At 73.8% G+C, this 12,972-nt stretch carries 11 protein-coding genes and 1 pseudogene; 6 read left to right on the top strand and 6 right to left on the bottom strand.

Going from position 1 to position 12,972, the window contains the following annotated elements; translation table 11 throughout:
• Positions 1-2: 2 nt before the first annotated feature.
• Positions 3-194 (bottom strand): hypothetical protein, encoded by a 192-nt coding sequence (locus ACIP9H_RS08605; RefSeq protein ID WP_401958320.1) that lies wholly within the window; start codon positions 192-194, stop codon positions 3-5.
• 38 nt (positions 195-232) lie between these two features.
• Here ACIP9H_RS08605 and ACIP9H_RS08610 point away from each other — a divergent pair.
• A pseudogene (locus ACIP9H_RS08610) lies at positions 233-610 on the top strand (TetR/AcrR family transcriptional regulator C-terminal domain-containing protein); the annotation flags it as partial.
• A gap of 19 nt (positions 611-629) precedes the next feature.
• Here the strand turns inward: ACIP9H_RS08610 and ACIP9H_RS08615 are convergent.
• Both ACIP9H_RS08615 and ACIP9H_RS08620 read right to left on the bottom strand, forming a co-directional pair.
• Positions 630-1,979 carry a polysialyltransferase family glycosyltransferase gene (locus ACIP9H_RS08615; protein WP_401958323.1) on the bottom strand — a complete coding sequence of 450 codons (1,350 nt, stop codon included), beginning with the start codon at positions 1,977-1,979 and terminating at the stop codon, positions 630-632.
• Positions 1,979-2,959, bottom strand: coding sequence for a glycosyltransferase family 2 protein (locus ACIP9H_RS08620; protein ID WP_401581013.1), 981 nt, complete (start codon positions 2,957-2,959; stop codon positions 1,979-1,981). The genes ACIP9H_RS08615 and ACIP9H_RS08620 overlap by 1 nt, the downstream gene beginning before the upstream one ends.
• 186 nt (positions 2,960-3,145) lie before the next feature.
• Here ACIP9H_RS08620 and ACIP9H_RS08625 point away from each other — a divergent pair, with 186 nt between their 5' ends.
• Genes ACIP9H_RS08625 through ACIP9H_RS08640 form a run of 4 tightly spaced genes read left to right on the top strand, consistent with a single transcriptional unit; the run spans position 3,146 to position 7,874 of the window.
• Positions 3,146-4,456, top strand: coding sequence for a DUF6716 putative glycosyltransferase (locus ACIP9H_RS08625; protein ID WP_401581011.1), 1,311 nt, complete (start codon positions 3,146-3,148; stop codon positions 4,454-4,456).
• 26 nt (positions 4,457-4,482) lie between these two features.
• On the top strand, positions 4,483-5,799 hold the full coding sequence (locus ACIP9H_RS08630) for a cytidylyltransferase domain-containing protein (RefSeq protein WP_401958327.1): 1,317 nt from the start codon (positions 4,483-4,485) through the stop codon (positions 5,797-5,799).
• Positions 5,796-6,749, top strand: coding sequence for an N-acetylneuraminate synthase family protein (locus tag ACIP9H_RS08635; RefSeq protein WP_401581007.1), 954 nt, complete (start codon positions 5,796-5,798; stop codon positions 6,747-6,749). The genes ACIP9H_RS08630 and ACIP9H_RS08635 overlap by 4 nt, the downstream gene beginning before the upstream one ends.
• A 3-nt stretch (positions 6,750-6,752) precedes the next feature.
• Complete coding sequence (locus tag ACIP9H_RS08640) at positions 6,753-7,874, top strand: hypothetical protein (protein ID WP_401581006.1); 1,122 nt, start codon at positions 6,753-6,755, stop codon at positions 7,872-7,874.
• Positions 7,875-7,909: 35 nt separating this feature from the next.
• On the opposite strand, the gene ACIP9H_RS08645 is transcribed toward ACIP9H_RS08640, so the two are convergent.
• Genes ACIP9H_RS08645 through ACIP9H_RS08655 form a run of 3 tightly spaced genes read right to left on the bottom strand, consistent with a single transcriptional unit; the run spans position 7,910 to position 11,026 of the window.
• Positions 7,910-8,761, bottom strand: a complete 852-nt coding sequence (locus ACIP9H_RS08645; protein ID WP_401958332.1) for a SecDF P1 head subdomain-containing protein — start codon at positions 8,759-8,761, stop codon at positions 7,910-7,912.
• Positions 8,754-9,143, bottom strand: a complete 390-nt coding sequence (locus ACIP9H_RS08650; protein ID WP_401958335.1) for a hypothetical protein — start codon at positions 9,141-9,143, stop codon at positions 8,754-8,756. The genes ACIP9H_RS08645 and ACIP9H_RS08650 overlap by 8 nt, the downstream gene beginning before the upstream one ends.
• Entirely contained in the window at positions 9,140-11,026 is a 1,887-nt protein-coding gene (locus ACIP9H_RS08655) for a hypothetical protein (RefSeq protein ID WP_401958337.1), read from the bottom strand. The genes ACIP9H_RS08650 and ACIP9H_RS08655 overlap by 4 nt, the downstream gene beginning before the upstream one ends.
• Positions 11,027-11,233: 207 nt before the next feature.
• Between ACIP9H_RS08655 and ACIP9H_RS08660 the strand changes: the two genes are divergently transcribed.
• Positions 11,234-12,808: a glycosyltransferase gene (locus ACIP9H_RS08660; RefSeq protein WP_401580998.1), complete on the top strand. Its 1,575-nt coding sequence runs from the start codon at positions 11,234-11,236 to the stop codon at positions 12,806-12,808.
• Positions 12,809-12,972: the final 164 nt, after the last annotated feature.

The following is a 12,972-nucleotide window of genomic DNA, read 5'->3' on the forward strand; positions in this document are numbered from 1 at the left end:
GCTCAGCCGCCGAAACGGGCCAGGTACCCGCCGACCTGCCGGGGATCGTCCGTGGCCGGCCCCACGTAACCGTCCGGGCGGACGACGAACAGGCCGTCGCCGTACGCCCGGTGGGCGGCGCCGCCGGACTCCTCGCGGTGCGCGCGGGTGAACCCCGGCAGCGCGGCGGGCGGTTCCGCGCCGATCGCCGGCACGGTGAAGTGCGGGCCGCGGAAGAAGTCGAGACGCCCAGCCGGCCCACCGCGACGGTGCCCGGGTCTTCAGCGGTACCCATCTGACCGACGACACGCACGCGGCGTCACTGGAGCGGTGGATGAGCGCTTTCGTGGCGCAGGGGTTCACCGTCGAGAACGCCCTCAACGCCTGGTTCACCGCCTACACCTTCACGGTGGGCTTCGTGATCGAGGAGCAGGCGGTGCAGCCGGTCCCCGGCGAGCGCGACGAACGCTACGACCCCGAGGAGCGCCGGGCGCGGCTCGGCGCCGAGTACCCGCTGCTGGGAGCGGTGAGCGGGGAGATGTTCGGCAATTACGAGGCCCGTTTCGAGACCGGCCTGCGGAACCTCGTCGCCGGTGTCGCACAGACCCTCGCACCGGACGGGGCGCGCTGACGCGCCCCGTCCGCGGGGGTCAGCGGCGTGCCACGTGCCGCAGCCGGCGGGCCGCCCGGCGCACGGCCGGGTTGTTCGGCAGGAAGGCCAGCTGGGCCGGAACCCCGCCGGGCAGGGCGAGCCTGCTGAGCCGGCGCCGGGTGAAGTAGCGCTGGCTGCCGGAGTTGAGGCGGTTGGACAGATAGGCGGCGGTCTCGTTGCGCAGGGACGCGTAGATCTGCGGTTGCATGCAGAAGGCGACGGCGCGCAGCAGCGGTCCGACCTCGGACGCGACGCGCTCGGCGGCCGGCGGGGTCCAGCCGGCCACCGCGGCGGCGTCGGCCAGGTCGGGCAGGAGGCGGTCGGCGATGGTGACGGGCACGCGGTTGCTGTCGGCGTAGACCGAGAAGCGCTCCAGCACCGTCTCGGTGCCGATCCGGGCGACCGGCAGCCCGTAGAGCGTGGACGCGGTGAACAGCGCCGCCGAGAAGCAGCCGGCGACCAGCTCGGGGCGGACGCTCTGGAAGAGCGCCTCGGCCGGCAGCGCCGGATCCGCCACGTGCAGCTCGGCGCCCAGCTCCGCCGCCTCGCGCTCCAGCTGCCCCGCGCGGTGCGCGGGAGCCGTCGGGTGCGGCTTGAAGACGATCGTGCGGTGCCCGGCGGCGACGGCCGCGCGCAGCATGCGCAGGTGGAGCTCCTCCTCCTGCCGGTCGCTGAGGATCTCCAGCCCCGACAGGTACTGGCCGAGCAGGAGCGCGCCGCCCCTGGCCGGCGTGCCGCCGTCCGCGGTGAGCTCCGCGGCCGTGGCGACCTCCGCGAGGACCTTGGTGAACGCCTCGGCGGGGACGACCTCCTCCGGCACGCCGTACTCCGTCAGCATCAGCGGGCGCAGTCCCGGCACGAGCCCCAGGTGCAGCAGCCGGCCGATACGCGTGGAGACCAGCGGCTCCAGCTTGTTGGGGGTCGGGCCGTAGGCCGTGAGCCCCTCCGCGTACGCCACGACCGGCGCGGCGGTGAACGCGGTGACCAGCGCGAGCGCCGGGTCGATGTGCACCGACTCGACGACCAGCTCCACGTCGTCGTCGCCGAGGTCCCACAGCCGCCGCAGATGGCGCTCCCACATCGGCACGTCGTCCGGACGCGGGGTCCAGCCGCGCGGGTGCAGCGGGGAGATCGCCTCGTTCCACGACAGCACGCGGTCGAAGCGGCCGCGCAGCGCCTCGAAGCCCGCCATCGCGTCCGCGGCGGGCGAGATCTCGGGCACCGGGGCGTTGTTGCTGATCACCAGCAGCCGCCGGTCGGCCGGGGTGAGCAGTCCCGCGTCCAGCGCGGCCGCCATCGCGGCCACGCCCGTCAGGCCCGCCGCCAGGAAGACCTGGGTACGGCCCATTACGCGGCCACCGCCCCGCCGCCGATACGCCGGCGCAGCAGCCGGCGCAGGCGCAGGCTGCGTTCCATGTCCATCGAGTCAAGGGCCTCGGCGAGGAGGTCCTGCGGCATCTGCCTCAGGGCGGCGGCGCTCATGGCCTTGAGTTTACGGGCCACCTGCGGCTCGTAGCGGCCCATGGCCCCGAGGTGGTGCGAGATCACCGCGCAGTAGGTGCGCACGGCCTTGGGCATGAAGCGGTCCGCCTCCGGGTCCGTCGCCGTCTCGGCGAGCACCTGGTCGAAGGAGCGGATGAAGTCCAGCTGCCGGACGTCGCCGATCTGCGTCAGCGAGGTGGCCACCCCGCGCCGGTAGAAGACGCCCAGCAGGCCGACGACGGCGAAGCTCTTGGCCTCGCGGTGCAGCCGCCAGATCCACGGCCGGTCCTCGGCGGTGCGCAGCCCGTCCGGGAAGTGCAGCAGCCCGGCGTCGACCAGCCGGCGGTGGTAGATCCCGGCCCAGGCGTACGGGTAGTCCACCGAGGTCGTGCGGTCGGGCGGCAGGATCGCCCCGCGGGGGTCGAGCGAGACCCCGCGGCGGCCGTGCGGGACGCGGGCGACGGTGCGCTTGCGGCCGTGGCAGACGACGTGGTCCGTGCGGACGAAGTCGGTGCCGAGGGTCTCGATGGCGTCCAGCAGCTGCGGCAGGTAGCCCTCGGCCAGCCAGTCGTCGCCGTCGAGGAAGGTCACGTACTCGCCCGTGGCGGCGTCGATGCCCGTGTTGCGGGCGGTGGCGAGGCCGCCGTTCTGCTCGTGCGAGATCAGTCTCGCCCCGGGGAGGTCCGGCAGGGCGCGCTCGAGGATCTTCGGCGTCTCATCCGTGGCGCAGTCGTTCACCAGGATGAATTCGAAATCCGGCCGGGCGTTCGCACGGAGACTTCTCAACATGTCAGGAGCAAACGCCTGCACGTTGTAGAACGGGACGATGACGGAAAGCTTACTCACGGGGCGCACCCTATGACTCCCGGTGCCCGTCGTGCTGACACGACGCAGGCTCTTTGGTGAACGTGGGGTGTCGGGTTTGTGAATGCGTCAGCCTGGCGTGCTGGTTCTTCATCCGGCGGCGTGTTGTTAACCGTCCGTTGGCGTGGCGTTGGGCGCCCGCTAGGAATGTCTTCCTAACTTTGCGGCGTGCCAGCAAGTACCACCACCGACCCGATCAAGGTCACCGTCCTCGCCGACTCGGACACCCGATGGAAATGGGGTGCGCTGACGGCTCGCCGTATCGCCCCCCACGCGCGGCTCGACGCGCGCCTCCTTCGCGGGCGTGCGACGCCGACCGAGCGCCAGCTCGCCGAGGTCGGCATCCCCGCCGACTCCATGCGCGAGGTCACGGCGGCGGACTTCCTGGCCACGACCACCCGCGAGAGCGCCGACGTGGTCGTCCTGTCCTGTGTCGGCGGCACCGTCCAGGCCATGCTGCACGGCCTGGCCCGCGCGTGGGAAGGCACCCCCCGCCGGCCCGTCGTCGTCACCGGCTACGTCGGCGTCGTCTACGAGAAGCTCGCCGACGGCCTGCTGCTGCGCTCCGGCGCCGACGCGGTCCTGGCGAACAGCGCGCACGACGCCGACCGCTTCCGCGCGGTGTACGAGGGCGTCGGGGCCGACGCGGGCTCCATCGTGGAGACCGCGCTGCCGTTCCTGGAGGGCAACCCGTACGAGGCCTCCGCGGACCGGCCGTTCACCGTCGTCTTCGCCGTCCAGCCGTCCGTCCCGGACAGCCGCAAGGACCGCATGTACCTGCTGCGCCGCGCGGTGGACCACGCCCGCTTCCACCCGGACCGCGAGGTACTGGTCAAGCTGCGCAGCAAGCCCGGTGAGCACACCACGCACATCGAGGAACAGCCGTACCAGAAGCTGGTCGCCCGGCTGGACCCGCCCAGGAACCTCAAGCTCGTCTACGGGAACATGGGCGAGGTGCTGGACCGCACCGACCTGCTGGTCACGGTCAGCTCCACGGCCGCGCTGGAGTCCATGCACCGCGGCATCCCGACCGCGATCCTCACCGATCTCGGCATCCGCGAGGCACTGGGCAACCACCACTTCCTGGGGTCCGGCGCCTACGCCTCCTGGGACCACATCGACGCGGGCCAGGTGCCCCGCGTGCGCCCCGCGTGGGCCCGCGCCCAGGGCATCGCCTCGGAGGGCGACCCGTTCCGCACCGTCCGTGAGCGCGTCACCGCGCTCGCCGGCGCGGCCGAGCTGCCCCCGCTCGCGCCGTACTACACCACCGCCACCGCGCCCGGTTACCTCCCCGGGGTCCTCGCCCGGCACAGCCTGGACCCGAAGGGCGAGCCGCTGCCCGGCGCCGCCGTGGAGCCCGCCGAGCCGAGCGCGCTGCGCCGCGCCGTCCGCGATTTCGCGCGCAACTCCGCGCGCACCGCGTACCGCCAGGGCGTTCAGCGCGTCGCGCCCGTGATCCGCCGATGGGGCCAGCTGTGAGTCCCCACAATTCGCAAGGAGCCCCCATGCCAACGGTGTTGGCCGTCATTCCCGCACGCGGCGGGTCGAAGGGCGTACCCGGCAAGAACCTCGCCCCCGTCGGCGGCGTCCCGCTGGTCGCCCGCGCCGTGCGCGCCTGCCGCGAGGCCGAGCTGATCACCGACGTGGTCGTCTCCACCGACGACCCCGAGATCGCCGACGCGGCCCGCGCCGCCGGCGCCGAGGTCGTGCTGCGCCCGGCCGCCATCGCCGGCGACACCGCGACCAGCGAGGCGGCGGTGCTGCACGCGATGGACGCGTACCAGGCGATGTCCGGGGTCAGCGCGGACGTCGTGCTGCTCGTGCAGTGCACCAGCCCGTTCATCTCCGTCGAGGACGTCAACGGCGTGGCCGCCGCGGTCGTCGAGGACGGCGCCGACACGGCGGTGACCGTGGCCCCGTTCCACGGCTTCATCTGGCGCGACGCCGCCGACGAGATGGGCGCCGCGGCCGTCGCGACGGACCGTTCCGGCGCCGCAGCCGTCACCGGCGAGGGCCGTACGGCCCTGGCCGCCACCACGACCGGCGGGTACGGTGTCAACCACGACAAGGCGCACCGGCCGCGTCGTCAGGACCGCCCGCAGGACCTGCTGGAGACCGGCGCCGCCTACGCGATGCGCGTCGAGGGCTTCCGCGAGGCCAAGCACCGGTTCTTCGGCCACACCGCGCTGGTGCGCACCGACCCCGCACGGGTGCTGGAGATCGACGAGCCGGACGACCTGTCCCGTGCCCGCGCCCTGGCCCCGCTGCTCGACCCCGCGACCGGCTCCGCCGCCCGGACCGAGGAGTCCGCGGCACCGGCCGCACTGCCGACCCGCGCCGACATCGACGCGGTCGTACTCGACTTCGACGGCACCCAGACCGACGACACGGTGCTGGTCGACTCCGAGGGACGCGAGACCGTCACGGTGCACCGTGGTGACGGGCTCGGGATCGCCGCCCTGCGCGACAACGGACTTCCGGTCCTGATCCTGTCCACGGAGACCAACCCGGTCGTCGCCGCACGGGCCCGCAAGCTCAAGGTCCCCGTGCTCCACGGCATCGACCGCAAGGACCTCGCACTGAAGCAGTGGTGCGAGGAGCAAGGTATCGCCCCCGAGCGGGTCCTTTACGTCGGCAACGACGTCAACGACCTCGGCTGCTTCGCGCTCGTCGGCTGGCCGACCGCCGTCGCCAACGCGCACGACGTCGTCAAGGACGCGGCCCGTTCCATCACCGCAACGCCCGGAGGGCGCGGTGCGATCCGCGAGGTCGCCTCGTGGATCCTCGGCCCCTCTCTTTCCCGAAGGGAACTCTCCCAGTGACCACCACCCCCGCCCGCCTTCGTCCGATCGGCGACCGCCTGGTCGGCCCCGGCCAGCCCGTCTACGTCACCGGCGAGATCGGCATCAACCACAACGGCTCCCTCGAGGACGCCTTCGCCCTGATCGACTCGGCCGTCGAGGCCGGCGCCGACGCGGTGAAGTTCCAGAAGCGCACCCCGGAGATCTGCACCCCCCGCGACCAGTGGGAGATCGAGCGGGACACCCCCTGGGGCCGGATGACCTACATCGACTACCGCCACAAGGTGGAGTTCGGTGAGGAGCAGTACCGCGCCATCGACGAGTACTGCGTCAGCAAGGGCATCGACTGGTTCGCCTCCCCGTGGGACGTCCCCTCGGTCGAGTTCCTCGAGAAGTTCGAGAACGTCCGCGTCCACAAGGTCGCCTCGGCCTCGCTGACCGACGACGAGCTGCTGCGCGCCCTGCGCGCCACCGGCAAGACCGTGATCCTCTCCACGGGCATGTCCACGCCGAAGCAGATCCGCCACGCGGTGGAGGTCCTCGGCAGCGACAACATCATCCTGTGCCACGCCACGTCGACGTACCCGGCGAAGCACGAGGAGCTGAACCTGCGGATGATCAATACGCTGCAGCGTGAGTTCCCGAACGTGCCCGTCGGCTACTCCGGCCACGAGATCGGCCTGCAGACCACCCTCGCGGCGGTCGCCCTCGGCGCCGTCTTCGTCGAGCGCCACATCACCCTGGACCGCGCGAACTGGGGCTCCGACCAGGCCGCCTCCGTCGAGCCGCAGGGTCTGGACCGCCTGGTCCGCGACATCCGCATCATCGAGTCCGCGCTCGGCGACGGTGTCAAGAAGGTCTACGAGGGCGAGCTCGGCCCGATGAAGAAGCTGCGCCGCGTGCCCGGCGTCATCGCCGAGCAGGAGGCGGCCGCTGCCGCCGCCGCCGACGCCGAGTCGGTGTCGGCCTGATCCATGGGCGACAGCGGCACTCTGGCACTCGTAGAGAGCCCCGTTCAGCTGCTCAACGTGCTGGAGTGGGCGCATGTTCACCCGCCCGCGGTGCCCACACCGCGACCCGGGGCGGCTTCGGCCGCCCCGGGCCCGGTGGCACCCGGTCGACCGATCACCGTGGTGGCCCTCGCCCCGAGCGACCCCATGACGCGGGGACAGCTGCGCCGGATGGCGGAGTTGGCGATGGACGAGGGCATCACGGTCCGCTGGTGCGAGGCGCGCTCCTCCCGGGGCTCCCTGCTGCGCACCGCGGCAGAACTCACCCCGGCGCTGCGCTCCGCGGGCCGGGTCGTCCTCGGTGACCCCTTCTCCCGGCTGGTGCAGGTCCTCCTGCCGCTCACCCGGGCGCGGGAGATCATCGTCGTGGACGACGGCACGGCGACCATGGAGTTCACCGAGCTGCTGAGCAAGGGCGCCCGGCTGGTCCGCTGGCACCGCAGCGGCCGGCGGCCCTCCCCGTCGGACGCCGCCTTCGGCGTCTTCGCCTCGGCCGCCCGGCGGCGCCTCACCCCGGGCCGCGGCCGGCAGGTCGAGCTGTTCAGCTCGATGCCCGCCACCCCGCCGTCCGGGATGGCGCTGCGCGCCAACCGGTTCGCCTGGACGCGGGCCCGGTTCGGCCCGCCGACCATCAGCAGCGGCACCGACATCGTCGGCACCTCCCTGGTGGAGACCGGCGTCGTCGACCTGGAGCGGTATCTGACCGCGGTCGCCATCCTGGCCAGGAGCAACGGGGCCGCCCGCTACTTCGCGCACCGCCGTGAGAGCGTCGAGAAGCTGCACCGGCTCTCCGTCGAGACCGGTCTGCAGATCGTGCGTCCCGACCTGCCCCTGGAACTGGTCGCCCGGCGCGGTCCGATCGGCCACACGATCCTGAGCTTCCCCTCCACGGTCGTGCACACCCTCCCGCTCGCGCTGGAGGGCACCGGCGTCAAGATCCAGGTCTGCGACGTCGACCCGGAGTGGCTGACAGACTCGGCCTCGCCCCGGGCGCAGAGCTTCCTGTCCGGCATCACCGGCACTGCCCGCGACCTGCACGGCCTCGCGTCGGTGGTCTCCGGGCAGACCACGGTCCTCGCGCCCTGATCCCGCACCGCGGACGTCGTCGTCCATGAGGCGCCTCAGCGCGTCATGGACGACACGTCCATCGGTGTCGGCAGCGCGCCGCCGCTGATCTGCGCGGCCAGCAGACCGGCCGACGCGCGCGTGAAGTTGCCGGTGATGACGGCAATCCCACCGGGGATCGCGCTGTTCACCGCGGGCGCGGACAGCACCGCCCCGTCCAGCACCATCGCGAACTGGTTGTTCGGGCTCACCTGCGCGGCCAGCCGCCCGGTGACCTCCGTGAACGTCTTCGCCCCGGCGGAGGTCAGCCGCAACCGGATCTGCCATCCCGTGCTGTTCTCCTGGTCGAACACCGCCTCGGCCTCGCTGATCTCGGTGCCGTTGAGGGCGACCGGGTCGAGCAGGTACTTCGCCCGGACCCCGCCCACCACTTCCGTCGCGCAGGCCACCGCCCGCTCACCGTCGCCCCGTTGGTGATCCGTGCGGCCGGCGGCCGACGAGCAGTCGAGCGCCTGGAACTCCGCGACCCCGGCCCCCGGCGAGGGGGCGGGCGCCCCGTCGCCGGACGGTGCGACGGCGACCACCGGCCGGAGCACCAGGACCGCCGGTTCGCCGAGCGAGGCGAGTTGCTCGGGGGTGGCCCCCGGCGCGGTGACGGTGACCTTGCCGTCGGCCGTGCGCACCACGACGTCCCGCAGACCGAACCCCTCGGCGCGGCGGCGCATCAGGTCCGCGGTCTGCCCCAACCGCCTTTCACCCAGTGGCTCACGCGGGGTGAACACCGCCGTCGTACGAGGACCGTCGCCGCCCTTGCCGGCGGGGGAGTGCCCGGCCGGTGAACAGGCGGCGGCGGTCACACAGCCGAGCAGCAGGGCGAGCGCCGTCGTCCGGCTCAGGCGCTCAGCCACCGGTGACCGCCCGCACACTCGCGTGCACCGCGGTGACGAGGCCCGTCAGCGCGGTGGCGTCGCCGATGAGGGCGCGGAGCCGGGCGAGGCGCCGCTCGACGCGCTCGCCGTCCGCCTGCCCCGCGGCCAGTTCATCCGCCAGTTCCCCGGCCAGGGCGGCCGCCTCCGTGCGCGCGGCCCCGCCGACCCCCGGGTCCTCCAAGGCGTCGAGCCTGCGCCGCAGTTCACCGAGGGCGGCGAGCGCGCCGTCGGCGGCCGTCGACGCCGGTCCCGTGCGGTGGGCGACGGCGCCGGCCCCGGCGGCCAGCGCCGAGTCGCCGACCCTGGCGCTGCCGCCGATCACGATGCCGTGGTTGGTCCGCGGTTCGTCCGTGCCGGTCATCGCGTGCCACCCCCCTCGCCGGGGTCGGCGGCCCGCTGCGGCGCGGGGGCGGTGGAGAGCGCCGCCGCGCCGGCCCCGGCGGCGATGCTGCCGCTCATGGATCCTCCGGTCATCATGATCCCCTGGTTGAGGATGAGGTTGCGGTGCCGTGTCAGGTCGCCGAGGTCCAGGCCGTGCTCGGCGAGGAACTCGGCGGCGGTGCCGAGGACTTGCAGCTCGATCTGCTTGCCGATGCGGTTGACGTCCACACGCTGGAAGAAGTCCCGGAAGGCGTGCGACGACGCGAGTTCGCGAAGGCTGAGCCGGGCCCCGAAGTCGTACCGCCGGTCGTCGGACATGGCCGCGCGCTGCGCCTGGAGGGCGCGCTGCCGCCGGGCGGGTGCGCGCAGCTCCGAGAAGGCGGCGGCCGGCGCCTCCTGCAGCACCGAGCGGCTGTGCAGGAGCGCGTCGGCGAGCCCCGGGACGGCGCTCCCCGGGTCCTGGAGGTCTCCGGGGCGCGCGAGCGAGTCGGCCACCCGGTACTCCTCCTTGACCGGCGTGAGCACCAGGGTGTTCGCCTGGAGGTAGAGCGTCGCCGCGCTCACGGCGACCTGGACGAAGACCGACAGCACCAGGTCGGTGCCCCAACTGCGCACCTGGGCGCACAGGCAGTGCCGCACCGGCCCGTCGACGCTGCCGCGGGCGGTGGCGATGCGCTCCGAGGAGAGCTGGTCGGCGGGCCTGCCCTCGGGCGGCCAGTGCCCGGCGGCGCCGGGCCAGAACACGGCCTCCCCGAACAGGGCGTTCTGCCGCAGCTCGGTGCCGTGGACGAAGACCTTCTCGGTGACCTCCAGACCGGGGACGCGGTCGGCCGCGAAGGCCGGGCCCGCACCGGCACCCGCGCGCAGTGCGTCCAGGTCGTCCGCCATCCGCCGGACCAGGCCCGCGGTGTCGAAGGGCACCGGGGGCGGTTCGGTGCCCGTGCCCGGCTCGTGCCCCTCGGGGGTCAGCCGCATGGCGAACGACCAGGACGTGACCTCGTCGCCGGCGCCGACGAAGGGGCGGTAGCCGCTGTAGACGACGAGGTTGGCGTCGCCGCCGACCGAGGACTGCGGCAGCCCGCCCGTGTGCCCGCCCGGCGGCGGGCCGTCCGCGGCGGAGCGGAACGCCTCGCGGGTCAGCTGCTCGCCGATCGCCCCCCACGCCCGGCCGCGCTGCTCCCAGGTGAACGCCCAGGGGCAGACGACCAGCAGGACGAGGGTGAGCAGGAACGTGGCGACCGGCACGTCGTTCAGCCACAGCGGTACCAGCGGGGTCAGCCAGGCGCCCGCGAGCAGCACGAGCACCTGGACGGCCAGGGCCCGCAGCACGGCCGGGACGGCCGGTTCGCGGGACCGCTCCCGGCCGCGCACCCACCGGGACGCGGCGGGGCCCTGCGGGGGGCCGCCGGGCAGGAAGGCGGTGGCGAACCAGTACACGACGGTGGCGACCGGGGCCAGCAGCAGGGACACCAGGAAGGCGCCGCCGACGGCCAGGTCGCGCCTGCGCAGGTCCCGCAGGGTCTGCTCGGCGTGGGTGCCCACCCGGCCGAGGTCGACACCGTACGAGGGGGCGCAGGCCCGGTAGCGCTCGTGCCGCAGTTCGTGCACCACCCGGCGGGCGAAGCCCTCGTCGAGGCGGGCACCCGCGCACATGTAGCGGGTCGACGCGCTCCAGTCATCCTCGCCGGTGCCGGTGTTGCCACTGCCGCCCGGCGCGACCGCCGGACGCGGGGGCGGCAGGCGCCTCGCGGCGGTCCCCGCGACGCGGGCGGCAGGCTCTTCCCCGCCGTCCCCCGTGCCGTCCTCGACGCCGGTCCCGGCCGTGTCCCCCGGGCTCCCGGCACCCGGGTGTCGCCATGTCACATCCCCCACCCCATTTCCCCCTGTTCCCATCAGTGTGGGCGCCCGCACAAGTCCCGAAAAGGCAGGGGATGTGCGAAAACCAGGCGCGCCGGGGCGCTTCGAGGCGCGAGGGGCGCGCAGGGGCGCGTGTTCCGGCTGCCGGGGGCGTTCCGCTCCGCGCAAGCCGTACGTAACCGATCAGTCACCCGAACCAGGTTGCCTTGCTCCATGGCAACGGCACCGAGGCCCGCGCGGCGCATCGCGGTCCTCGCGGACAGTGCGCTGGAGCGCGACTCACGGGCGCACCGCGTGGCGGCGGCCGCCGCCGGGGCGGGCTACGAGGTCACGATCATCGGCCGCGCCGCCGAGGGCCACGGTTGCCGGGACTGCCGGGACTGCCGGGATGACAGCGCCGGGATCGCGCCCGAAGGTGTGCGCCTGATCCGCGTCTCCGTCGCCGAGACCCTGCACCGCAGACGCCTGCAGCGCCCCCGTCCGGGCCTGCTGCGCGCCCTGGCCTACCGCAGCGCGGAGTCCTATGCGTACCGCAACGCCTTCGTGGCCGCCCATACGGCCCTGCTGGCCTCCCGCCAGGCCGAGCTGGACGTGATCTACAGCCCTTTACCGGTGAAGGCCGCCGCCCGGCTCGGCCACGGCGGCGCACGTCTCCAGCACGCGGTGCGCCGGGCCTGGAACGCCTTGCGCTCGGCGCAGTACCGGGCCGCCGTCCGCCGCAGGGCCACGCCCGACGGGCTGCTGGACCGGCTGTCCACCGCCACCACGCGCCTGCTGCTCGGCAAGCGCAGCTGGCGCAGGCTGGACCCGCTGCTGCTCGACCTGGAGATCGCCTACGGACCGGTCCTGGACGAGCTGCGCCCGCACCTGGTGCACGCCCTCGGGCACCGCACCCTGGGCACGGCCGTCCGCGCCGCGCTGCGGGCGGAGGGCACCGGGCACCGTGTCGAGGTCGTCTGGGACACCACGGCCAAGACCGAGCCCAGCCATCGGGCCGCCGTCGCCCGTGACGCCCACGAGCGCACCTATGTGCCGCTCGTCGACGGCGTCGTCACCGTCGCCGAGACCTACGCCGACCGGCTGCGCGAGCGCCACGGCCTCGCCGCCCGGCCGGCCGTGGCGCGCAACGCCCCGCCGTACGAGGCCCCGCCGGCTTCGGCCTCACCCTCACCCTCCTCCCATGCCGCGCCGCCGCGTTCCGGGGTCCGCGACCACTGCCATCTGGCCCCCGAGGTCCCCCTCCTGGTGCACAGCGGCGCGGTCGGGCCGGCCCGGGGGCTGCTGACGGTCATCGAGGCGCTGCCCAAGCTGTACGACCTGCACGCGGCGCTGGTCGTGCCCGACCCCGGCGACGCCTATGTGCGCGTCCTCACCGATCGTGCGGCGGAGCTCGGCGTCGAGGGCCGCCTGCATGTGCTGCCCTATGTGCCGCCCGCCGACATCCCGCGCTTCCTGTCCTCCGCGGACATCGGCGTCCTGCCCGTGCACCGCCTGCCCGCGCACCAGGTGGCCCTGCCGGCCCGCTACTTCGAGTACGCCCACGCCCGCCTGCCCGTGGTCGTCAGCGATGTGCGGGTGCTGGCCCGGCCGACGCTGGAGATCGGCAACGGCGAGGTGTTCCGCTCCCTGGACACCGCCGACTTCGTCCGCGCCGTCGGCGCCGTGCTGACCAACCCGCGGCGCTACCGGAAGGCGTACGACCGGGGCGACACGCTGCGTGAGTGGTCCTGGCAGACGCAGTCCGCCCCGCTCCTGGACCTCTACTCCCGGCTGCTCGGTCCGCGCTGACCGCCGCCCGCCACGCCGTGGTGACGCCGCTCACGGGGCGTTGCCGCGCGACGGCGCGATCGTTGAGCCACTATGGAGAGGCGAGGGGTAAACCGTGTTGATACCCCTGTACGGAGCCGGGTACGCGCCGAACGGGGGAGTTTTTCTTCCTCGCGCGGAATGAA

Origin of the sequence: Streptomyces sp. NPDC088732 (assembly GCF_044751205.1) — a bacterium.
In the GTDB taxonomy this organism is placed as follows: Bacteria; Actinomycetota; Actinomycetes; order Streptomycetales; family Streptomycetaceae; genus Actinacidiphila.